Source organism: Shewanella sp. MBTL60-112-B2, assembly GCF_019655055.1.
Taxonomy (GTDB): Bacteria; Pseudomonadota; Gammaproteobacteria; order Enterobacterales; family Shewanellaceae; genus Shewanella.
On the sequence record NZ_BPFA01000020.1, the window covers coordinates 65918 to 88462 of the forward strand.

Annotated in this window: 18 protein-coding genes and 1 riboswitch; of the genes, 8 read left to right on the plus strand and 10 right to left on the minus strand. The window is 44.4% G+C overall.

Features of this window, described 5'->3' with window-relative positions:
* Positions 1–32: 32 nt before the first annotated feature.
* Positions 33–1442 (plus strand): tRNA lysidine(34) synthetase TilS, encoded by a 1410-nt coding sequence (tilS, locus tag K5Q73_RS13375; RefSeq protein WP_220763722.1) that lies wholly within the window; start codon positions 33–35, stop codon positions 1440–1442.
* A gap of 46 nt (positions 1443–1488) precedes the next feature.
* Here the strand turns inward: tilS and K5Q73_RS13380 are convergent, their stop codons facing one another.
* Entirely contained in the window at positions 1489–2370 is an 882-nt protein-coding gene (locus tag K5Q73_RS13380; protein ID WP_220763724.1) for a GGDEF domain-containing protein, read from the minus strand.
* Between the two features lie 495 nt (positions 2371–2865).
* Here K5Q73_RS13380 and K5Q73_RS13385 point away from each other — a divergent pair, with 495 nt between their 5' ends.
* Both K5Q73_RS13385 and K5Q73_RS13390 read left to right on the plus strand, forming a co-directional pair.
* A complete protein-coding gene (locus K5Q73_RS13385; protein ID WP_220763732.1) occupies positions 2866–4815 on the plus strand; it encodes a monovalent cation:proton antiporter family protein in 1950 nt (649 codons plus the stop codon).
* Positions 4816–4907: 92 nt separating this feature from the next.
* Positions 4908–5636, plus strand: a complete 729-nt coding sequence (locus K5Q73_RS13390; RefSeq protein ID WP_220763734.1) for an SGNH/GDSL hydrolase family protein — start codon at positions 4908–4910, stop codon at positions 5634–5636.
* Between the two features lie 10 nt (positions 5637–5646).
* Here K5Q73_RS13390 and K5Q73_RS13395 read toward each other — a convergent pair whose 3' ends face one another.
* Both K5Q73_RS13395 and K5Q73_RS13400 read right to left on the minus strand, forming a co-directional pair.
* Complete coding sequence (locus K5Q73_RS13395; RefSeq protein ID WP_220763737.1) at positions 5647–6771, minus strand: patatin-like phospholipase family protein; 1125 nt, start codon at positions 6769–6771, stop codon at positions 5647–5649.
* 212 nt (positions 6772–6983) lie between these two features.
* Positions 6984–8696, minus strand: a complete 1713-nt coding sequence (locus tag K5Q73_RS13400; RefSeq protein ID WP_220763739.1) for a proline--tRNA ligase — start codon at positions 8694–8696, stop codon at positions 6984–6986.
* Between the two features lie 398 nt (positions 8697–9094).
* Here K5Q73_RS13400 and K5Q73_RS13405 point away from each other — a divergent pair, with 398 nt between their 5' ends.
* Complete coding sequence (locus K5Q73_RS13405) at positions 9095–10033, plus strand: carbon-nitrogen hydrolase family protein (protein WP_220763741.1); 939 nt, start codon at positions 9095–9097, stop codon at positions 10031–10033.
* Between the two features lie 218 nt (positions 10034–10251).
* Positions 10252–10542, plus strand: coding sequence for a hypothetical protein (locus K5Q73_RS13410; RefSeq protein ID WP_220763743.1), 291 nt, complete (start codon positions 10252–10254; stop codon positions 10540–10542).
* 69 nt (positions 10543–10611) lie between these two features.
* Here K5Q73_RS13410 and K5Q73_RS13415 read toward each other — a convergent pair whose 3' ends face one another.
* The 7 genes from K5Q73_RS13415 to K5Q73_RS13445 form a co-directional block, all read right to left on the minus strand.
* Entirely contained in the window at positions 10612–11055 is a 444-nt protein-coding gene (locus K5Q73_RS13415) for a universal stress protein (RefSeq protein ID WP_220763745.1), read from the minus strand.
* A gap of 303 nt (positions 11056–11358) precedes the next feature.
* Positions 11359–11991 (minus strand): DapH/DapD/GlmU-related protein, encoded by a 633-nt coding sequence (locus K5Q73_RS13420; RefSeq protein ID WP_220763792.1) that lies wholly within the window; start codon positions 11989–11991, stop codon positions 11359–11361.
* Positions 11992–12000: 9 nt separating this feature from the next.
* The gene (tsaA, locus tag K5Q73_RS13425) at positions 12001–12753 is read right to left on the minus strand and encodes a tRNA (N6-threonylcarbamoyladenosine(37)-N6)-methyltransferase TrmO (protein WP_220763747.1); all 753 of its coding nucleotides are present in this window, start codon (positions 12751–12753) and stop codon (positions 12001–12003) included.
* 27 nt (positions 12754–12780) lie between these two features.
* The gene (rcsF, locus tag K5Q73_RS13430; RefSeq protein WP_220763749.1) at positions 12781–13164 is read right to left on the minus strand and encodes an Rcs stress response system protein RcsF; all 384 of its coding nucleotides are present in this window, start codon (positions 13162–13164) and stop codon (positions 12781–12783) included.
* A 126-nt stretch (positions 13165–13290) separates the two neighbouring features.
* A complete protein-coding gene (locus K5Q73_RS13435) occupies positions 13291–14631 on the minus strand; it encodes an amidohydrolase family protein (RefSeq protein ID WP_220763794.1) in 1341 nt (446 codons plus the stop codon).
* Positions 14632–14666: 35 nt separating this feature from the next.
* Entirely contained in the window at positions 14667–17699 is a 3033-nt protein-coding gene (locus K5Q73_RS13440) for an amidohydrolase family protein (protein WP_220763751.1), read from the minus strand.
* 158 nt (positions 17700–17857) lie between these two features.
* Positions 17858–18250 carry an H-NS family nucleoid-associated regulatory protein gene (locus K5Q73_RS13445; protein WP_220763753.1) on the minus strand — a complete coding sequence of 131 codons (393 nt, stop codon included), beginning with the start codon at positions 18248–18250 and terminating at the stop codon, positions 17858–17860.
* A gap of 345 nt (positions 18251–18595) precedes the next feature.
* Here K5Q73_RS13445 and K5Q73_RS13450 point away from each other — a divergent pair, with 345 nt between their 5' ends.
* The 3 genes from K5Q73_RS13450 (at position 18596) to K5Q73_RS13460 (ending at position 22346) form a co-directional block, all read left to right on the plus strand.
* Positions 18596–19345 (plus strand): electron transfer flavoprotein subunit beta/FixA family protein, encoded by a 750-nt coding sequence (locus tag K5Q73_RS13450; RefSeq protein WP_220763762.1) that lies wholly within the window; start codon positions 18596–18598, stop codon positions 19343–19345.
* On the plus strand, positions 19345–20268 hold the full coding sequence (locus K5Q73_RS13455; RefSeq protein ID WP_220763764.1) for an electron transfer flavoprotein subunit alpha/FixB family protein: 924 nt from the start codon (positions 19345–19347) through the stop codon (positions 20266–20268). The genes K5Q73_RS13450 and K5Q73_RS13455 overlap by 1 nt, the downstream gene beginning before the upstream one ends.
* Before the next feature lie 194 nt (positions 20269–20462).
* A riboswitch (Lysine riboswitch) is annotated at positions 20463–20685 on the plus strand.
* A gap of 80 nt (positions 20686–20765) precedes the next feature.
* Complete coding sequence (locus tag K5Q73_RS13460) at positions 20766–22346, plus strand: Na+/H+ antiporter NhaC family protein (RefSeq protein ID WP_220763766.1); 1581 nt, start codon at positions 20766–20768, stop codon at positions 22344–22346.
* The last annotated feature ends 199 nt before the right edge of the window (positions 22347–22545 follow it).

The window sequence follows — 22545 nt, forward strand, 5'->3', positions numbered from 1 at the left end:
TAAGACTGTTTGTAAGGTAATGGCTTTCTAATATGGATATCTCGGCTTCTATCTCGGAGTGCATTAAGTTGTTACCTCAGCGTTCAGTAAACACCGAGGTAACAGGCGAACAAGTGTGCCAGAAAAGGCGCAAGCTTATTCTGGCATACAGTGGTGGTGTTGACTCTGAAATATTGGCTCACGGCCTCTCACTGTTTGCTAAAAATAACACTGACTTTGAGTGTCTTCTCGTTCATATTCATCACGGCTTAAGCCCTAATGCTGACATTTGGGCACAACACTGTGGCACTCAGGCGCAGCATTATCAGCTTGACTGTACGATTAAGCGAGTTGAAGTTAAGCTTGCTCCAAGAGTGAGCGTTGAGGCTCAGGCACGCAGCGTACGCTATCAGGCTTTGTTATCGGAACTTGAGCAAGGTGATGTGTTAATGACGGCGCACCATCAAGACGACCAGTTAGAGACGGTTTTGCTGGCATTAAAGCGAGGCCTCGGCCCTAAAGGCTTAGCTGGCATGGGCAAGGTGCAACGTTTTGAGCAGCAACACTGGCTGATTAGACCACTACTAGATTTTAGTAAAGTAGAGATCGAAGCTTACGCAAAACAGAACAAGATTACCCATATTGAAGATGAAAGTAATTTCGATGATAAGTACGACAGAAACTTTCTTCGCTTAGAGATTATTCCTACATTAAAACAGCGTTGGAGTGCCATTGCGGCAACTGCAAGTCGCAGTGCTGAATTATGTGCCTTGCAGCAATCTGTTATCGATGAAGAGACTGCTCTTAGATTACCGCAACTTCAGCGTCAAAGGGCAGGGGAGTGCACTCTAGATCTAGACAAGCTTGCAACTTACTCTAAGGCCTGGCAGTCACTGCTGCTACGCGGTCATATGGAGTCGTTAGGCTTTGCACCACCCTCCAAGGTGCAAGGTGAGCAGATCTTAACTCAGTTGTTAGAGGCTAAGGTTGATGCGAGTGTTGAGATACGGCTAGTCGATGTGGTCATTAGGCGCTTTAAGCGAGATGGCTATTTTTTATCGCTAAGCTCGATGCAACATAAGATGAAGCAAACTTATCCCTCGCTCACTCTGAATCATATCGAAGAGTTACTGAATGGTGAGGTTTCATTGCCAACCGGTGGCTATCTCTCTGCACAAACCTATACAACTGGCGTACGACTCAGGTTACCAACTGACTCAGAGCAGGTTTCCATTGTATTTGCACTACCAGGTAGTACGCGATGTCAGCCCCATAACCGCAGTAAAGGGCGCGAGCTGAAGAAGTTGTGGCAAGAACTTGAATTAGCGCCATGGGAGCGTGGGCGAGTTCCACTGCTGTGCTATGACGGTAAACTTGTCGCAGTTTGTGGTTACTGGATAGAGAAGTCCTATTTAGCCAGCGAGCAGGGCTTAGGGCTTAACCTGAGTGTTAACCACGCTTGAGTGGGAGATTGGGTCTGTTTAAACCGCTTTAATCCGCACCTCACTTTTAAGCAGCACAAATTTGGTAGCATTGCCTTCCGGCTGCTTTTGCTTCATATAAGGCATTATCGGCTCGTTGATATAGGCTGTGTTCTGTATCTTTATCCCGCCACTGGGTAACCCCCATACTGGTGCTGACTTGATACTTCTCTAAGTAGTGATGATTGACAAGCGCATTGAGGATCCGATTACATAACACCCGAGCCTCATTAACATCGGCTTGTACCAGCAAAGTAAATTCATCCCCACCTATTCTAAATGCCTGATCAGTATCTCTTATCGTGGTATTGAGCATGTCAGCAAATTCAATTAAGGCGTTGTCACCTAACTGATGTCCAAAATCGTCATTAAGTTGTTTGAAGTTATCTAAATCTAAGACGATAAGAGAAAAGCTGCTTTGGTTGCGCTTGGACCGGGCTATCTCCTTTTTTAGAGATTGCTGATAGTAATGACGATTACCTAACTTGGTAAGTGCGTCATACATGGCTTGCTGCGACATCTCTTGATACTGAATCGCGTTAATAAGCGGCTGTAATACTAGGTCTTTAAGCTGATTTAACATCAAGGTTTGCGACGGTACTAAGGCAGCTTTGAGATTATAGTTTATGGTAACTTGTTGGTCGGCAAAGGTCAGTTTTTGCTCGAAAGCATAGCCATATTGCTGGCCCCAATGAAACTGATATTGTTTATAAGTCAGGCGGACACCATAAAGCGGCAAATGTTGTCCCATTATCTGGCCAAAGCAGGCAAACACTGTCCTAGGATCTAAGTGTTGATGCAGTTGCTGAATGATATTAACAAGGTCGATATCCAGTGATGTCGACATTCCTATATCAGTCTGCTGGCGATACTTGATAGGGAAGGACTCTGTTGCTAAGCCAAGTTCCATTGGTGTTTTCTCCCAGTGTTTTTGTTACAGCGTCAATATGACTTACCTTTCCTGATAAGCAAAAATCGTGCCTTAGATTGTTATGTATTATCTTTGTAGTATTTCGGCGCAGACAATTTAGTCTAATAGCCGGCTCACTCATACTTGCTCAACTGATGTATTGCGTTGTGACTCGAAGTTGAATTTGCTTCGATAGTTAGTAGCTTAATAATTAGGGAGCGGCTAACTAACTAGCTACCTACTAACTAAAAATTTGCTTATAGCGAGCAGTAACGAAGATTTCAGTAACAATAAGTGCAGTTTTAGTGTGTTAGTTTTCACTCTTATTATCTCTTCTGGTAACTGTATTGAACTTGAACAGCGGTAGGAAATTGGTGTGATAGCAATAATCATTTGTCTTTATTTGTCATTCAGTTAATCTCTAGTTAACCGAATGGAAAATATTGGTGTCGATATTTTGACGGATATTGATGGGCTAAGGAGTACATTGCACGCATGGAACACAGCTTTCTGATTCAAATTTTGCTGATGCTGGTCATTGCCATTGTTTCAATTGCCATATTAAGGCGCGCCGAATTGCCCGCTATCTTAGCGTATTTAGTTACGGGGGTGATAAGCGGCCCAAGCGGCTTTCATTGGTTTACCCAGCATCAGATGCAATCAGTTGCCGAACTTGGCGTTGTGTTGCTGATGTTTAGTCTTGGACTTGAGTTTTCACTGCCAAGACTTTGGGCTATGCGCCGTACAGTATTTGGTTTAGGTAGCGCGCAAGTCGTTGTGACCACAGTATTGAGCATGGCAATTGCCCTGTTATGCAGCCTTAGCGTAACCGAATCAGTTATTGTCGGTTCTGCAATCGCGCTTTCTTCTACTGCGATTGTGCTTAAACTCCTCAATGAGCAAGGCTGGCTGAGGCGTCGCCATGGCGAGCTTTCCGTCAGTGTGCTGTTATTTCAAGATATTGCCGTCGTTCCCCTGTTAATTCTTATGCCCATCTTGGCTAGCGATGGTGACGCCTTGATGTGGAGTGATGTGGTATTAGGCTTACTCAAAGGGGTTCTCGCTTTTATTGCCTTGATGGCATTTGGTAAGTGGGCTTTGCCTAAATTATTCGACGAGGTGGCGCGCTCACGCTCGAACGAGCTATTTGTACTATCAACCTTAGTCGTTGCCTTAGTCACTGGAGCAATAACCCAATGGCTGGGTTTATCCATGGCATTAGGCGCCTTTATGGCGGGGATGCTGCTTGGCGAGAGTCAGTATCGGCGTCAGCTTGAGGCCGATATTCGCCCCTTTAGAGATCTATTGATGGGGCTGTTTTTCATTTCAATAGGTATGTTACTGGACTTTAGGCTAGTGGCGCAGTTTTGGTGGCAAATCATCTTGATTTTGATTGCGGTGATTTTAGGTAAGTCACTTATCATCTTTTCATTACTCAAGGTTGCTAAAGAGTCTTTTCGCTCTTCGGTAGCAACGGCACTGAGTTTAGCGCAAGTAGGTGAGTTCAGTTTTGTGGTGTTGGCGCTGGCTGTTAACTATCAGTTACTCGATGCCAAAATTAGCACCATGTTAGTGATGGTCGCGGTGTTATCTATGGCGCTAGCACCTTGGTTGGTGCGTCATAGTGTTGATATTGCCAGGATGCTTCAAGGGCTAAAGCCCAAGGCTGCGACGAGTGAGCCGCTAAATGTCCAGATAGATAGTAAAGGGGATTTGGTTTTAATCTTAGGTTATGGTCGTGTAGGCCAAACTATTGCACGCTTCATGAAAACAGAAGCCATCCCTTATTTAGTCCTAGATCTTGATCCTAAAAGGGTCTCGGAGGCGAGAACGGCTGGAGAGCCGGTATATTTTGGTGATGTCTGCAAGCGAAGCATTCTTAAGCAGGCCAAGATCCGTGAAGCAAAACTTATCGTGTTGACCTTCAGCAATGAACGAGTGCTCGAAGAGGTCTTGCCCCTATGCAGGCAACTTGCACCAGAAGCCAAAATCCTTGTGCGCACCCGTGATGACTCTGGAATGGAAGAGCTCGAGCGGGCGGGTGCCAGTCAGGTGATCCCTGAAACACTCGAAGGCAGCTTGATGTTAGTGTCGCAGGTGCTGTATCAGTGTGGTGTGCCCTTAGCACGAATCTTAAAGAGGCTAGAATCAGAGCGGCGAAACCATTATCGATATTTACACGGTTTTTTTTCTGGAGCGGAAACCGATTTTACCTTGGAGCTATTACATGCGGTTGCTTTACCCAAAGGGGCTAACGCGGTGGGGCAGACCTTATCCCAGATCCCTTGGGAGAAATTGAGGGTGGAGTTAAGAGCGGTAAGACGAGCCGGTGCAGAAGTTGAAAATCCAGAACTAGATTGGCAGATAAAGTCCGGCGATATTCTTATTTTGTTAGGTAAGCCTAGACGAATAGAAAAGGCAGAGATATTTCTTTTGCAAGGCTAAGTAGCGGGTAGTGAGTAAAGATTGGCTATAGTTATTAGCTTATCAACTATCTGCTATTAGCTTAAGCTATCGCATAAACAAGGAGTGAGCTGGTGCATTATCTTATCTTTATCTTGCTAGCGCCTATCTTATTTGTTCAAGGCCGCATAGTTAAGAAAGTCACACCAAAATTACCTGAAGCCGCGGGTCCAAGACATGGCTCTACTGGCGAAGGTAAGGTGATATCGGTATTAATTTTAGGTGATAGCGCTGCAGCTGGAGTCGGTGTTGAAGATCAGAGCCAAGCATTAACCGGTGTTGTCGTTAATAATCTTGCTCAGTTATACCAGGTCGATTGGCGTTTATTAGCAAAGTCAGGCCATAACACTGCTCAGACAATTGATATGTTGCAACAAGCGTTAGCTAAGCAGCGCGGTATGCGCTTTGAAGCTGTGGTTGTCTCGCTTGGTGTAAATGATGTTTTAAGCCCATTAACGGTCAAAAAATGGATAAGACATCAACAAGCTTTAATTGAACTCATAACCCGAGAGTTGAACTGTCGGCACTTGATATTGACACGGGTGCCGCCTATGGGTGATTTTCCGGTGCTGCCACAACCATTACGTTGGTTTCTAGGTCAACGCAGCCAGGCCTTCAATCGACAGTTACAGCGCTATGCACAGCAAGAACCAAGATTTACCCTGTTAGATTTTGGCCATCAACTTAATTGTGATGCAATGGCTACGGATGGCTTTCATCCGGGAGAGTTAATCTATAAAGACTGGGGCAAGAGCGTGGTGACTGTACTCTTGGCGCAAGAAAGTAACTCTAACGTTAATTGATTTTCTAACATTAATTGATATCAAAAAAATGCTTAATCTCATCAATCTGACACATAGCATCTTCATAGCCCAACTCTATTAAGGCACTGCAGTAGCCTTGCTCGAACAGTAGATAGGAAACGATACTCGAATCGGAGTGTTCGTTTATTCCAAGCACCTTCATCATTGATTTAATGGCAAATGGCATATCTTGAAAGTAGCGAGACGCCATTGCGCTGAGATCTTCGCTGGGCTTAATCACTAAGGTTTCAATATTTTTCAGGGCTAATTTGCTTTTACTTTCTTCTGGGATCAAATCTAGGGTGTTATTGATCCGCTCCAGCCTTTCGAGATCGCTATTGAGTGTATCAGAGAAAATAGTATCGAGTAGGTGACCGGCTATCGTTGCTGTTTTAGGGTGGTGTTCAAGCTCTTTTGGTTGAATTTTATGGGGGCTCTCAAGGTTAATTACCATGATTTTTTCAGCTCCCAAATGAATTGGACTGCTCAGTGGTGCTAACTGGTGCACTGAGCCATCACCATAGTATTCCTGATTTAAACGCACAGAGGGAAATACCATAGGGATAGCCGAACTTGCCAGAAGATGGTCGGTATTTAAACGAGTGCGCAAGCCGTGCCGCCTATCTCTCTGCCAGTTTTCCACATGGGAGTTAGCCTGAAAAAAAGTGACTGAGCGTGAGTTGTTATAGCATGAGGTGTCGAGACTAACGGCTTCGAGTGCACCGCTATTAATATTACGGTCTATTCGCTCAAAGCTAATTAAGTCGTTGAGTAACTTTCTTAAGGGATCGCTATTAAATAGGCTACCTGGACTGCTAGAGGCACCATCGCTCTGTAGCCCTTTTAAGGCCATTTTACTTAAGTGATTTAGTACGCCAAGAATCGATGCTTGGTAGACTTTTCGAGCATGAATGTGTCGCCATACCCATTCAAGTTTACGCACACCTAAGTGGAAGCAAGACGCATGGGTCGCGATAGAGGTTGCGTTAATAGCCCCTGCGGAAGTACCACAGATGATCCTAAAAGGAATGCCATGGTTGCGAGGATAAAACTGTACTATCGCCTTGAGTACTCCAACTTGGTAGGCGGCCCTAGCGCCACCACCGCCCAATACTAAGGCCGTTTTATTTGGCAATTCGACGCTCCTTATCGCTTGAAAACTAAAACTTATTCAAAACAACTGCTTATTTTTAGAATATGTGAGTACATCAGGATCTTCAAGTCGTTAGTGCGAAACTCATACAAATTTGTAATTTTTTTTTGGGGGGATGCAGACATGTAGACATAAAAAAACGCCGATGATGTCATCGGCGTTTTTAGTGTGCTAGCTGTTTAGCTAAGCAGCGATTAAGCTTGTTGCGCCTTTAAGAACTCAACGATTTGATCTAGTGGGATATCTTGCTTCTCACCAGTACGACGGTTCTTGTATTCGAACATGCCGTTATCGATGTTACGATCGCCAATTACCACAACGTGTGGAATACCAATCAGCTCCATATCAGCAAACATCACGCCAGGGCGTTCTTTACGGTCATCGAACATTACTTCCATGCCAGCATCGTTTAGGTCTTGATATAGCTGCTCTGCAATATCTTTAACGCGATGCGACTTGTGCATGTTCATTGGCAAAATGCCAACAGTGAACGGTGCAATAGCTTCTGGCCAGATAATACCGCGGTCATCATTGTTTTGCTCAATTGCTGCAGCAACCATACGACTTACGCCAACACCGTAACAACCCATAAGTAGAGTCTGTGACTTACCATTCTGGTCAAGTACGTTAGCATTCATCGCTTCAGAGTAGTTAGTACCTAACTGGAAGATATGACCGACTTCGATACCGCGAAGTAGTGCAATAGTCCCTTTACCACATGGGCTAGGCTCGCCTTCGATGATGTTACGCAAATCGAACGCTGCCGCTTCTGGAAGATCGCGCTCCCAGTTAATACCGAAGAAGTGCTTACCGTCTTGGTTTGCACCAGCGCCAAAGTCACTCATGATGCTAACGCTGTGATCAACAAACACAGGCATATCAAGGCCAACAGGACCGATAGAGCCAGTGCCAGCGCCAACCGCATCACGGATAGCGGCTTCATCAGCAAATTCAAATGGTGCTAATACAGCATCTAACTTCTCAGCTTTAACTTCGTTTAGCTCGTGGTCACCACGAATAACGATAGCGACTAATGGCGCTTCTTCAGTCGCACCCTTAACGATAAGAGTCTTAACTGTTTTCTCAATCGCAATACCGTGCTGTTCTACAAGTTCAGCAATTGTTTTAGCGTTTGGTGTGTCAACTAAGGTCATTTCGCTAGTAGCAGCTTGACGTGTCTCAGTTGGCATTGGTGCTTCACATTTTTCAATGTTTGCTGCGTAATCACTTTCTGTTGAGTAAGCGATTAAGTCTTCACCACTATTAGCTAAAACGTGGAACTCGTGTGACATGCTGCCACCGATAGAACCTGTATCAGCCATAACTGGACGGAAAGCTAGGCCTAAGCGAGTAAGGATGTTGCTGTAAGCTTGGAACATCGCTTCATAGGTTTCATCCATCGTTTCTTGATCGATATGGAAAGAGTATGCATCTTTCATCAAGAATTCACGTGAACGCATTACACCAAAACGTGGACGAACTTCGTCACGGAACTTGGTTTGAATTTGGTATAGGTTAAGCGGTAACTGCTTGTATGAGTTAACCTCTTTACGCACGATGTCTGTGATCACTTCTTCGTGAGTTGGGCCTAGTACGAAGTCACGGTTGTGACGGTCTTGGAAACGTAGTAGTTCAGGACCAAACTTTTCAAAACGACCCGTTTCAACCCAAAGATCGGCAGGCTGAACCATAGGCATAAGAATTTCAACCGAGCCCGCTTTGTTCATTTCTTCACGAACAATCGCTTCGATTTTACGAAGTACACGTAAACCTGTCGGCAACCAGCTGTATAAGCCTGATGCATTACGACGGATCATGCCCGCACGTAACATTAACTGGTGACTAACGACTTCTGCGTTCGCAGGAGTTTCTTTTTGAGTTGATAGCAGGTACTTGCTTACGCGCATTACCGGTGTCCAAATTTGAGTTGAATGGGCGCTATTTTATCACTTGTAGAGGTTCTGTCACCTATGGATTTCGTGATTAAGTGGAATTTATTGGCTTTGTTCTGTCTCAACTGACTAATGAGTGAATACGATTAGGACTAAGTTATCAAAAATTAAGCAATAGGGGACAGTAGAGAGCTGCTAAGGTTTGTCTTTTATCATCTCGTTAATCAGGCCGTTAATTGTAATAGCGTCTTATTGCAATGCTTAGGATTGGAGCGCGCGGCAAGGTCATCTGTTTCGATTAAGCTAAACTTGAATATGCTGGCTAGCCTCGAGTTAACACTTTCTGGCGCCATCCTTTTAATGCGTCAATGAAAACGCCGTTAACTTACCCCTTCATTCCAAGGGAGCAAATCATGAAAAAAGTCGTAATTATTCAAGAGGCACCCTGTGTGCTAGATAAGAAAGCAACAATTCAAAAAGCTGTAGAAATTGTTCATTCGGTATCAGACAAAGGTGCTGAACTCATCGTCTTTCCTGAGGCATTCATACCTGGCTACCCAGCATGGATATGGCGATTAAGACCAGGGGCTGACTGGGGACTATGTGAGGCCTTACACGCGCGTTTGCTACAAAACTCGGTAGATTTGTCATCGGATGATCTTACGCCGTTACTCGAGGCTGTTAAACAAAGAGGCGTTACCCTAGTTTGTGGATTAAACGAGCGAGATAATGCCAATAGTCAGTCGACCATTTATAACACGGCTATCACCATAGATCCTCAAGGAAATATCGTTAACCATCATCGTAAACTTATGCCGACGAATCCAGAGCGTATGGTCTGGGGCTTTGGCGATGGTTATGGGCTAAACGTGATTACCACGCCAGTTGGAAAAATTGCTAGCCTCATATGTTGGGAAAATTATATGCCATTGGCTAGGTATGCTCTGTATTCACAGGGGGTAGAGATATATATCGCTCCAACTTATGACAGCGGCGAAGCTTGGATTGGAACGATGCAACATATTGCTAGAGAGGGAAAATGTTGGGTACTGTGCTGTGGCGTAGCGCTGCAAAGAAAAGATTTACCAGAAGATCTTCCTGATCTAGATAGACTCTACCCTGCTGATGAAGATTGGATCAATGCCGGTGACTCACTTATCGTATCGCCAAGTGGTGAAATTCTGGCAGGTCCACTATCTAAAGAGAAAGGCTATTTATTGTTAGATATTGATGTTGAAAAGGCGGCGAGCTCAAAGCGGGCGCTAGATGTTGCTGGACATTATTCGAGGCCGGATGTGTTTAAATTAGAAGTCGATAAGTCTCGTCAGTCACCAGTAAGATTTAAGGATTAGTGAATTGATAGCTTGCTAATCAATTACCTACTAATTAACTGCCTGTTAATTAGGGGTTAGCTTTAATGCTAGAGCTAATTAGCGAAAACTTTCTCTGTCGTGTTAACTTTTGCTTTTGGACTACTTTATAACAGTGTCACATTAGTGGGCTAGGTGTTAGATTAAGCTTGAATTCAGCCATGTCCCCCCTAGAGCATTTTCAGAGATAAGTTTAGATAATGGAATTGATATTTTTACCACTGCTTATCGTACCTTTTAAGTACAAGCAATTTGGCCGTTCAGAGTGGTATTTTACTCTGTTTTTTCTCGCTTATGCCGTAACGTTAACAACGCTTACCCTGCCTTTAAATTCACGCTTAGGCAGTTTTTATATTGGCATTCCCTCATTTTCATATTTCTTTTATATGTACCCCGAGATCCAGACCCAGTATTCATCGACAGTGTTACGAAGCTTAAGCTTTTTCGGTGTTGTTAGTGCATTTGTCGCACTTGTCGTTTTCTTTTACTGAGCACTGAGAATTTAGTTCATAGCCTTCAAACTAGCTATAAAGCATCATTGGTACTTATCTCGTAGATAGTCATTTAACAACGAGAACAGGGCACTTAGCCTGATTGGCAACGGCCTCGGCAACGTTGGGGTTTAACAGGTGAGACAGGCCTGTTAAACCGTTGCTGGCTATCACTATCATGCCGACTTTTTGCTCGTCGGCTTCCTCTAAAATCTGCTCTACTACACCGCCACTGCGAACGTTGGTATGTACCATTAATCCTCTAGGGACTTGCTCTCGCACCTCTGCCACAATCTGTTTTATTTTATCGTTAGCATAGGTTTCAGGGTCTTGAAGCTGCTCGGTTGGACCGTTTATCACTATGCCAAAATCCGGTGCGACATTAGGTAGCCCCATGACATTTAATAGCCTAATGTTGACCTTATATAAACTTGCCATCTCCACGGCATAGCCTAAGGCGTGAGTCGATGTTTCTGAAAAGTCTATTGGGCACAAGATATCGTGTGTTCGCATAACCCCTCCATTAAAATTAAAAAGCCAAGTATTGGAAAACTTAATCTCTAAAGACAATCCTTAAACATAAGCTTTAAATATAGGTGGAGAAATGTCGCGGCTCAAATGTGTTTTTTAAGCCAAAATTAAAACAGCGGGAATGACGGAGGGGCAAATTTTGTTGGAGCTAATCTGAGTTGGTAAATTTTGTTGGAACCGCATAAAAGTGACTTAAATAAAAAGTCACTTCTAGGTTTACGCAATTCTAGGTTTACGCCGTTGCACTGTCGCAGCTTTTTGATACAAAACAAGCGAGCAAAGCTGCTAGAGCTTATCTCGCCTATCACCAATGACTCGAGCAGGGTTACCTGCCACTATCGCGTAATCGGCAACATCTTTAGTGACCACGGCTCCCATGCCTATTACAGCGTGATTACCTATGGTGACTCCATCGACAATTCCCGCCTGAGCGCCAATCCATACATCTTCACCAATCACCACGCCTTTTGAATTCGAGGCTTGTTGATAGATAGGTGTATCGGGTGCCATGCCATGGTTAAAGGCATAGATAGTCACGTTATTGGCGATGCGGGTTTGATTGCCGATCCTAATCCCGTGACGGCCACCATCGAGGGAGCAGCCGTGATTAATCGCCACCTCATTACCTAATGTAATAGGGCCGTGCAAAAAGCTGTCGGCGGCTATCATACATTGATCGCCGATATTAATATCACGCCCAGGTTCGGCAAAAAGATTCGCCTCAGGTGCCACGAAACAGTTTTCGCCAATAGAGACGGTTTCGACTGCACAAAAATGGGCTTGTACGCTATCTTGCCAAGGTTTGGCCCATAATTGGTGCTTCTCTTTTAGTGAGAAATAGAGCCAAGGCATATAAGACAGACGCTTCTTATGCTGAGTTTGATAATCCGGCTTTTGTGGCGCTGGTGGCAAGGTCATTGGGCTCATCTAATCTGGTTGATGTTCTGGTTGCACAGTTTTGCCCACTTGTGAGGCTCTAAGCTCAGTCACCTCGATTCCAGTATCTGTGATCACCCATAAGATATCTAAATCATATAAAGCGACTTGATATAATTTTGGGTCGGCTTTGGCTTTCTTATAAGCTGGACGCGGATCTTGTGCCAACACCCCTTCAATCAACTCAGCTAAATGCGGATACGCTGGGTTTTGTTGATACAGCTCAACTTGTTGCTGAGCCTTTTTAGAAAAAGATACATCGACCAGTACCGGGGCTTCTTGAGCGATGCCGCCTTTGGCGTCGGTAATTGCATCAGAGAAGGGAATATAGGGCTTAATATCGATAATCGGTGTGCCATCGAGCAAGTCCATACCTGAGATCTCAAGACTCACCTTGCCGTTACGGGTATGCACTGCGTGTAGCTTAACGACCGACTGACCAATACCGTTAGGTCTGAAGGTCGATCGAGTTGCAAATACACCCAGTTTTTCATTGCCGCCCAGCCTAGGAGGGCGAACGGTAGTCTTCCAGCCTGCCGCTAGGTTTTCATGGAAGCAAAATAGCAGCCAAAGATGTGAGTATTGTTCTAAGCCTCTAACGGCATCGATTTGGTTAAAGGGCGGTGCTAACTCGACAAAGCCGCGTGCGGCGCTGACCAAACCAGGTTGTCTGGGAATTCCAAACTTCTGTTTATAGGGAGTGCGGCAATAGGCAACGGCTTGAATTTGGTTACTAAAAGACATTAAGGCTACTTATAAAATAGTAAATAATTACTGTTGGTTGTTGGTTGTAACAATCGCTTGGCCAACACAAATTGCGCGGCTTACGCAATTTTGACTGGCTTCTTCAATCAATAAACAGTTTTTGACCACCAAACCATTGGCTTGTTTATCCGCTGCAGCTCGGCGAGCAAGTGTGCGCGCTTCACTGATAGAGGCGGGGGCATCATTTTCAGATACTTGGCAGGTTTCACCCTCGACCATGCCTTTCACTTCAAAAGGACCAATAGGTTGAAGTGTACCTTCATAGACAGTGACATCCGATGCCTTAAAATAGTCATTAATGGCGTCGCTATCGAGATTGCTGTTAAAGGTATATTCACCCGCACAGCCAGCGAGCAAAAGAACAAAAACTGAAGGTAAGAGATATTTCATGGTTGCTGGCCTGCTTTATTTTTGAGGTGAATGAGCCGTTATGATGATTAAAGCACTAATAAAAAAGTGCTCGTTATGAGCACTTTTTTACCATTAGGCTTTATTCGCACTATTAAGTTTGAAATTTTAGCGCTTTAGATACTTTTGATAAAGCTGTTGATGGCGATTATTAAGATCAATTTTACGGCCATCGATATAGATAGACTCAATACCGGCTTGCATTGGGTCCAAAATGTCGCCGGTGGCTAAGATGATATTGGCTTTAAACCCCGGTGCTATCGCCCCCATATCATGAATATCCAATATTTTAGCAGCATCTAAGGTGATGCTTTGCAGGGCTTCCTCTTTCGTTAAACCATAGGCAACCGCTTGCCCTGCAGCAAAAGGCAGATTACGGCTATTCCAGTCTGATGAGAAGGCGAGTGCAAACGGCACCTGAGCTTGCTTGAGCAGGGTGGGGATTTTAAAGGCCATATCGATCGGTTCATCATTACGCTTAGGCAGCGTCAGGGTTCGGTTATAAATAACCTTAGCGTTGATTTCGGCAAGTGCACCAGCCACGCGCCACGCATCATAACCGCCAACAATCACTAACTTAAAATCAAACTGTTTGCTAAAGGCGATAGCTTCCTCAATCTGCTTTTGCGATTGAGCATGCACAAATAGTTGCGCCTTACCTTCATAGAGTGGCGCCAAGGCTTGCCAGCGTAAATCTTTCTTGTTCACCTTGCCAGCCTTGGCGGCAAGTTGATAGCGCTGACCGTCAATAAATGCGTCGTAGACTTTATCGACTCTGTGCTTTAAATCGTCCTGTTGCTCTTTACGCTTATCGGCATCTTTGGATAACCAGCGAATATGGGGCCAGTAAAGGTGAAACTGTTGGTTAGTTTCGACTAAGGCATCTTCTATGGTCCAACTGTCCATCGATACCAGTGCCGATTGCCCGGCTAAGCCATCACCTTGCGGCACAACTTGAGCGTGGGTAATACCATTGACGCGAACGGTAGGAATGATCTCGGAGTCAGGATTAAAGGCTGAAATCGCCTCTAATTGAGGGTTGATGTAACCGACTTCGTAAGCATCATTGCTTGGGCGCATCATCTCTACTTCAATCAGACCCATGGTAGTGTCTAGCGCAATTAAACCAGGATACAAGTGCTTACCACTGGCATCGATGATCTGTGCGCCGTTGAGCTTGGCTATGTAGTCAGGCTCTGGCGCTGTATTTTCTGCGCTGGCTTGGCGGATCTCTGCCGGTAAGCTGTCTGAGTTATCGAGGTCTTGTCCCACCGCAATAATTTTACCATCAGCAACCAGTACGTCGCTGTTTTGCATAACGCCATTAGTCACAGTGTGCACTGTTGCGTTAGTAAATAGTATGCTTTGGCTTTGAGCCTTAGCTGGTAGCATGTCATGGGCATTTGCCATAAAACACAAAGGTAGACTCATTAGAGCGGCTGCCTGCATTAAAACAGTCGGTTTAAAAGAGATTGTTAACATCATTACAGTGCTCCTTTAGCTGACTGCTGCCATGCATTGAAGTGGGTATCGCAGTGCCATTCAGGCTCGGTTAACTCTATAGGTGTCTCACCTTCTTTATGGGCATCATCGCTGCGAAGGACTTTTTGGATGAGTGCAGCGCGTTCAGTCGCAACCTCAGTTTGTGCATTCGCATCTTGCTCGCGGCTAAAGTAGCGACGACCTTTAATCCAAGTTGAGTCGACTTTAGCGTAGACAGAAAGTGGTGGGTTATCCCACAACACGATATCGGCTTGTTTCCCCTCAACAAGCGAGCCTACCTTGTCTTGAATACCGAGTTGAATGGCCGGGTTAATGGTAATCATCTTCCATGCATCTTCAGCTGACATACCGCAATACATCATAGACTTAGCAGCTTCTTGGTTGAGGCGTCGCTGCATCTCATAGTCGTCTGAGTTGATGCTGGTGAGAACGCCTTTGTTTTGCATCAAGCAGGTGTTCTGCGGGATAGCATCATAGACTTCAAATTTGTACGCCCACCAATCAGAGAAAGTAGAGGCATGTGCGCCGTGTTTGGCCATTTCGTCGGCGACCTTGTAGCCCTCAAGAATATGAGTAAAGGTACTGACCTTGAAGTTGTAAGCCTCGGCAAGTCGCAAAAACATCAATATTTCTGATTGCACATAAGAGTGAATATGAATATTACGGGTCTGCTCTAAGACCTCGGCAATTGCCTCTAAGCGATAGTTATACTGCGGCGCAACAGTGCGTCTACGTTCACTTGAACGCATTCTCTTATAATCGACTTGGGCTTGACGGTAGGCAAGGGCTTCATTGAAGGCTTCACTAAACAATGATTTAACGCCGATGCGACTCTGCGGAAAGCGGCGGGTAAAATCATCGCCCCAGTTACTCTGTTTAACATTTTCACCTAAGGCAAACTTAATACTTGCGGGCGCATCCTCAAACTTAAGTTGCTCGGCATTATCGCCCCACTTAAGCTGAATAACCTGTGCTTGCCCGCCAATGGGGTTGGCACTGCCGTGAAGTATTTGTGCGGTAGTCACGCCGCCAGCAAGTCCGCGATAGATGGCAATATCGTCTGGGTTGATCACATCGCCAATGCGTACCTCTGAGGTGATGGCGTCGGTGCCTTCGTTAGTCCCGCCGTTGAGCGCAATATGAGAGTGCTCATCAATAATGCCCGCGGTGACATGTTTACCTGTTGCATCGATGCTGGCATAACCAGAGGGAGTCTTGAGATCCTGACCTATTTCTTCAATTCTGCCTCGGGAAATGATCAAGTCGCTATTAGTCAGTACGCCGCTGTTATCTGAGGTCCAAATCGTGGCGTTTTTAATGTGTAGCTTGTCTTGCGTTGGACGCTCGGCTAGACCATATGCCACATTTGGCGAAGTTAACTTAGAGATAAGCGCCGTTTGCGTTGGCTTATCCTGTTCATCCGCTATGGTAATAGGCTGGAGTTTAATTCCGCCAAAAGGGATTGTTTGGTTTTTACTGTCGATAAGCCTGCCCGTTAAGCCTTGCTCATCTAACCAAAGGGTGAAGCGACTCACGCCACTAAAGCCTGCCTCAGTTAGGTCTGCACTAAATGTGAGCCGTCCTTGTTGGTAGTCAAGATTGGCAAGCTCAATGGTGCCTTCACCGCTAGAAAGTGTACCGCTCAAAGAGGGAGATTGGCTTATATTGAGGTCAAAACTCAACTCGTTAAGCTGTAGTTGATAAGGTTTGTCGAGTAAGGCTCTGCTACGATTGATGAGTTGCTGCTCTTCACCTTGCAACCAGATACTGACAATTTTACCGTCATCAAAAATATTACCATCGCTGATGACCAGGTCAGCCATGAAGCCTGGTTCGAGTTTACCTGCTAGATGAGCGATCCCTGAGATTTCTGCTGCACCGGTGGTTAATGCGGCTAGGGCTGCTTCTTCAGATAAACCTCTTTCAAGTGCTAACCTAAGTCTTGGCCAAAATTTATTAGACTCAATTCCATATTGTGTTAATGCAAATGGAATTTCGGCATCTGCAACCTTAGCTAAATTACTTGGGGCATACTCCCAATGTCTTAATTGAGCGAGGCTAATTTCGCGTTCATTATCACCGTCAGTTATTTCAGGAGCAGCGGGGTAATTGAGTGGCAAAACTAGGCTGAATGGGTAGGACTTTAATTCAGCTAATCTTGTATATTCTTGACCATTACCAATTAGGCTGCCGCTTAATTCGTGTTGGTTTAATAATCGAGCAGCTCTAAGCTGATTATTGAGGTTTTTAGTTTCAAAGATAAAACTTTGCTTTTTGGCGTCGGCTAGTCGCTCAAATGCGATATTAAACTCAACCGACTCCCCTGAGCTTTTATTTTTATTTTGGTTATACCAGTTAGCATCTGACAAGGTTTGTCTAATTAATGCCATGCTGCCCATTAAAGATTGTGGATAATCTTGAACAGAAGAACCTTTGTTGAACGCCATAAATTGGCTCGTGTGTGCATTATATATAACATCATTAGCTTTCTTATTTGCTAACGATAATGTCACACCCTGCCCACGAAATATGCCATCTAAATAGCTAGACTGAACACTGGTAAAACCATTATCAATCCATTTCTTTGCTTGTGCTTTATCTGGATAGACATAATTGAACCATTGCATCTGTGAATGGATTGCGCCATTGCTTGCATTACCACCGATGCGTTTAATTTCATATACGGGACCAGATTTATCCTCAATCTCTCTTTCATAATCGATGGCATATTCTGTAAAGGGATCAATAAATCCTGAATATATAGTGTGTCCCGACAAATCTATTTCAAATGCCTCATCTGGGATATTATTATCCTTAATGATGGCCTTGATTTTATTGTTCTGAATCAGCAGGGTAGCATTGGTTAGCATGTTACCCGGTGCAAGCATCAGGTTTGCATGGGTTAATGCGGTGAGTCTGGGTGTATTGTCAGACAATTGCTCATTAGCAAATAGCGCTTGGCTATATAACAAGCTAAGTAAAGCGAAGGGGACTTTGATTATATGTTTACGCATTATTCTACTTATTATTGTTAGATAAACAGGGAAATGATGAGCATATCCTAACTTATTAACAATGACTAAGCAGTAATTGTAACTACCAATGTGAAAAATTTAACCTAAAAATGAAAAAACCCCGCAATTGCAGGGCTCTTAGTTTGGATGACTTGATATTAGATCAAGAAGTCTTCCATTGTACGGCCGTTCTCAAGTTGGTTCTTAAATACAGTTGGCATACGGCCTTGACCTGTCCACTGTACCATTTCGCCTTCAACTTCAATTTGATATTTAGCTGGACGAGGAGCACGCTTCTTAGGAGCGGCTTTAACTGCTGCGCCACCAATATCATCTACAGATAAACCGATAGCTTCCATTTGCTTACGGATCTCTTCGATTTTAGCATTACGCTCAGCCATAGCTTCTTGTTCAGCAGCTTGTTGAGAAGATTTTTCTTCAATAATTTTTTCTAACTTTACTGACAATTCTTTTAAGTCATTAAGAGACAAGTCTTTCACAGCAGCTTTAAAACGACGACCGTGTGTCAATATTTCAAGAAAATCGCTCATAATTATTAAGGTCCAATTAAGAATAAGATAGGTAATAACTTTATGGGTTAAATAATAGAAACTATTTGGATAAGGATCAAATATTATTTTTGAATTATTTATATCGTTAAATCGTTAATATGAATAACTTAACTATCATTACCGGTTAATAAATGTTTTAAGAGTGTTTAATTCAATAAAGGCTTATGTTGTGTCAACTAGGGTGAACAGGTGTTTGAAACCTGGTTGACGTTAACGTTAACAGCACGTAAAGTGGCTTTAATTTCGGTAATAGCCACATGTTAGTTATACCTGTTGCTCGTTACTTAATTTCGAACATTATAAGAGACGTAAGAAGGAAGCCCTATGAAAGTATTGGTGCCAGTTAAACGTGTCGTCGATGCCAATGTAAAGGTCAGGGTTAACGCTGACAATACTGGTGTTGATACCGCAAACCTAAAAATGGCGATTAACCCTTTTTGTGAAATTGCCGTTGAAGAAGCCGTTCGTTTAAAAGAAGCAGGAAGCGCCTCTGAAATCGTCGTATTAAGTGTCGGGCCTAAAGCATCCCAAGAGCAATTAAGAACTGCGCTTGCTTTGGGAGCAGACCGTGCTATTCATATCGAAACAGAAGAAGATTTAGTGCCGTTATCAATTGCTAAGCTGATTTATGCCGTGCAACAAAAAGAGCAGGCAGAATTGGTTATCTTAGGTAAACAGTCAATTGACGGTGATAACAACCAAACCGGACAGATGCTTGCCGCTATTGGCAAGATGCCGCAAGCAACGTTTGCCTCAGAAGTTAAACTTGATGGTGATAAGCTGGTTGTTATCCGTGAAATCGATGGTGGCCTACAAACAATCAAGCTGCCACTGCCAGCTGTTGTGACGGCGGACCTTCGTCTAAATGAGCCACGCTATGCCAAGCTGCCAAATATAATGAAAGCAAAGCGCAAGCCTCTTGAGACGCTAACTCCAGCGGATTTCGATGTCACCCTTAAGTCTCACCAGAACATCCTTAAAGTTGTTCCGCCTGCTGAACGTAGCGGTGGTGTAATGGTTGCGTCTGTAGAAGAGTTGGTTGAAAAGTTAAAGAATGAAGCGAAGGTGATCTAATGGCAATTTTAGTTTTAGCAGAACACGATAACGCCAGTTTAAAGCTTGATACCGCTAAAGTGGTTGCATGCGGTCAAGCCATTGGTGGAGATATCGACGTATTAGTTGTCGGTCATAACTGTGATGGTGTTGCAAGCGAAGCGCAAAAGTTAGCGGGAGTGCGTAATGTACTGGTTGCTGATTCGGCCTCTTATGCCAATCATCTGGCAGAGAATATTTCTGAGCTAGTGCTTAGCGTTGCATCTGATTTTGAGCATGTGTTAGCTCCAGCCTCAAGTTTTGGTAAGGATGTGTTACCACGAGTGGCAGCACTTTTGGATGTGTCTCAACTTTCAGAAGTTGTAGAAGTGGTTAGCAGCGATACATTCGTTCGTCCTATCTATGCAGGTAGTGTTCTGGCAACAGTTCAGAGCCTTGATGATAAGAAGGTCATGACGGTACGTTCGAGTGCATTTGATGCTGTTGCGACTGATGGCAATGCAGAGCGTGTGACTTTAGTCCAAGACGTGGCACCACAAGCAGAGTTTGTTGAGCAGAGTTTAACAGAGTCTGAGCGTCCAGAGCTTGGCAGTGCGTCGGTTGTAGTTTCTGGTGGCCGCGCCCTAGGTAACAGCGATAACTTCGGCATCCTTGAGCAACTTGCAGATAAGTTAGGTGGCGCAGTTGGCGCATCTCGTGCTGCTGTCGACGCAGGCTTTGTACCAAACGACTTACAAGTAGGGCAGACAGGTAAAATTGTTGCGCCTGACTTGTATATCGCCGTCGGTATTTCTGGCGCCATCCAACACCTAGCGGGAATGAAAGACTCTAAGGTGATTGTGGCGATTAACAAAGATCCAGAGGCGCCGATTTTCCAAGTTGCTGACTATGGTTTAGAAGCGGATCTGTTTGAAGCGGTACCTGAATTATTAGCCAAGCTTTAATCTAATACTTAGACCATAAGCAATCCCCACACAGCGTAATGTGTTTAATGCTGGTAACGGGCGTGTTAATGGGTGTGTGTTAGTTTGGTATTGTTCGTGATCTGTGTCACGATAAGCGGCTTTAGGGTAGCATCTCTAAAGCCGCTTATGTTTTTATGTCCGTCACGCTTTTTGAGCTAGTCTTAAATTGCGTCCTGAGAAGTAGAGGTGCGTTAAATATCAGTATCGATAAGTAGGGTGATGCCGCTGATTTATCGAGAAAGGATTTGATGCCGAAGTGACATAGCATATCGAGGCTAGTTGCTGGGGCTGTGACCGAATAGGGACAGCACTGCCATAGTATTTCTTATCTGGAAGATAAGAAATTTTTATATTAATGACGAACCATTAATATGGCTATGGAGCGCTACTGATAGGACAGGTGTAATCAGATATCTATTGCTATATCCCACCAGTTCAGTCGGCCTCCATTCGTATTTAGCGAAGAAATTAAAACAATGACAATTATAAGCTATGCCGATTCGGCTTTATCGCTGTTACCTCCGGTAGCGGCAATCGTACTTGCGATGTTAACCCGTCGCGTTCTACTGTCACTGGGTGTGGGAATTATATTGGGAGCATTACTGCTTACCGATTTCTCTGCCATGCAAACGGCACAATACCTAGGTGAAAAAGTATCGGCTCTGGTTTGGGACGATGGCGCTTTAAATAGCTGGAACCTTTATATTTTAGGCTTCCTTGTTCTGCTGGGTATGATCACTGCGTTGATCACCGTCAGCGGTTCATCAAGGGCCTTCGCCGATTGGGCGCGTAACCATATTCGTAATAAACGTGATGCAAAACTACTAACCATGTTCTTAGGCTGCGTGGTGTTTATCGATGACTACTTTAATAGCTTGGTTGTGGGTAGTGTCGCTAGACCACTGACCGATCGTTACTACATCTCCCGCAGTAAACTGGCTTACTTGCTTGATTCTACTGCCGCGCCAATTTGTGTTATTTCACCAGTATCAAGCTGGGGTGCTTACATCATCGCTTTGATTGGTGGCATTTTAACCGCGCACGGATTTACTGATACTGGCCACTTAAGCGTGTTCGTACAGATGATCCCAATGAACTTCTACGCTATTTTTGCACTCTTACTGCTACTTTGTGTTGCCTTGATGGGACTCGATATTGGTCCAATGCGTCAGCATGAGCTTAAGGCGCAAAAAGGCGAGCTTTATGATGAGTCGAAAGGGTTACCACCTGGAGCTAACTCAGACTTACCAGAAGCCGATACCGGCAAGATTATGGGCTTATTCCTACCCATTACGGTATTAGTATTCGCCACTTTCTACTTTATGGTAAGCAGTGGTGGTGATGCGCTTGCGGCTAAGGGCCAAGCATTTAGCTTAATTGGTGCATTCGAAAATACAGACGTAGGTTCATCACTGTTCTTTGGTGCAGCAATTGGCTTAGTGGTAACGCTGGCGCTAGTGATTTACCAAGGCGTTGAGAAATCGATGATCGCCAAAGGCCTATTTGAAGGTGCTAAGTCGATGCTACCTGCTATCTATATCCTGCTGTTCGCTTGGACTATTGCTGGTGTGATTGGTCAGCTAGAAACCGGTAAATATATGGCAAGCTTAGCAACAGGCAATATTCCATTTGCTATGTTACCTGCGGTGCTATTTATTCTTGCTGGCTTAACTGCATTCTCGACCGGCACAAGCTGGGGTACCTTCGGTATCATGTTGCCAATTGCTGCAGATATGGCGATGGGTAGCCATACAGGTATGATGTTACCAATGCTTGCGTCAGTGCTTGCCGGTGCGGTATTTGGCGACCACTGCTCACCGATTTCAGATACAACGATTTTGTCGTCAACAGGCGCCAACTGTCACCATATTGACCACGTAATGACACAGCTGCCTTATGCGCTTATCGTTGCAGGTATTAGCATGGTGGGTTATCTAGTACTTGGCTTTACCGAGTCTGTGACCGCAGGACTGGTTGCTTGTAGCGTACTGTTTGTGATTAGTATTATCGTACTTCGTATCAAATCCTGTTCGCCTGATGCTGCATGTAAGCAATAAGGCCAATAAAACTAAGTAGATTAGTTTGTATTAAAACTAAATCCACTTAAAAATTAAAACCGCTCTCTATCGAGCGGTTTTTTGTTGGCTGAATTTCCTGTTTACAATTAATCGCCCTGGATTTAGCTTTTCTGGAATTAATTCACTCATTGACTCATGAGCTTTTTTGCTTAGATATGAGAGAGCAGGTGGGGGAGTA

Excerpts from the sequence above, each read along its gene's own strand:
- tilS (WP_220763722.1), top strand. The coding sequence starts at position 33 with ATGGATATCTCGGCTTCTATCTCGGAGTGCATTAAGTTGTTACCTCAG.
- K5Q73_RS13380 (WP_220763724.1), bottom strand. The coding sequence starts at position 2,370 with ATGGAACTTGGCTTAGCAACAGAGTCCTTCCCTATCAAGTATCGCCAG.
- K5Q73_RS13385 (WP_220763732.1), top strand. The coding sequence starts at position 2,866 with ATGGAACACAGCTTTCTGATTCAAATTTTGCTGATGCTGGTCATTGCC.
- K5Q73_RS13400 (WP_220763739.1), bottom strand. The coding sequence starts at position 8,696 with ATGCGCGTAAGCAAGTACCTGCTATCAACTCAAAAAGAAACTCCTGCG.
- K5Q73_RS13405 (WP_220763741.1), top strand. The coding sequence starts at position 9,095 with ATGAAAAAAGTCGTAATTATTCAAGAGGCACCCTGTGTGCTAGATAAG.
- K5Q73_RS13410 (WP_220763743.1), top strand. The coding sequence starts at position 10,252 with ATGGAATTGATATTTTTACCACTGCTTATCGTACCTTTTAAGTACAAG.
- K5Q73_RS13415 (WP_220763745.1), bottom strand. The coding sequence starts at position 11,055 with ATGCGAACACACGATATCTTGTGCCCAATAGACTTTTCAGAAACATCG.
- K5Q73_RS13420 (WP_220763792.1), bottom strand. The coding sequence starts at position 11,991 with ATGACCTTGCCACCAGCGCCACAAAAGCCGGATTATCAAACTCAGCAT.
- tsaA (WP_220763747.1), bottom strand. The coding sequence starts at position 12,753 with ATGTCTTTTAGTAACCAAATTCAAGCCGTTGCCTATTGCCGCACTCCC.
- rcsF (WP_220763749.1), bottom strand. The coding sequence starts at position 13,164 with ATGAAATATCTCTTACCTTCAGTTTTTGTTCTTTTGCTCGCTGGCTGT.
- K5Q73_RS13435 (WP_220763794.1), bottom strand. The coding sequence starts at position 14,631 with ATGCAGGCAGCCGCTCTAATGAGTCTACCTTTGTGTTTTATGGCAAAT.
- K5Q73_RS13440 (WP_220763751.1), bottom strand. The coding sequence starts at position 17,699 with ATGCGTAAACATATAATCAAAGTCCCCTTCGCTTTACTTAGCTTGTTA.
- K5Q73_RS13445 (WP_220763753.1), bottom strand. The coding sequence starts at position 18,250 with ATGAGCGATTTTCTTGAAATATTGACACACGGTCGTCGTTTTAAAGCT.
- K5Q73_RS13450 (WP_220763762.1), top strand. The coding sequence starts at position 18,596 with ATGAAAGTATTGGTGCCAGTTAAACGTGTCGTCGATGCCAATGTAAAG.
- K5Q73_RS13455 (WP_220763764.1), top strand. The coding sequence starts at position 19,345 with ATGGCAATTTTAGTTTTAGCAGAACACGATAACGCCAGTTTAAAGCTT.
- K5Q73_RS13460 (WP_220763766.1), top strand. The coding sequence starts at position 20,766 with ATGACAATTATAAGCTATGCCGATTCGGCTTTATCGCTGTTACCTCCG.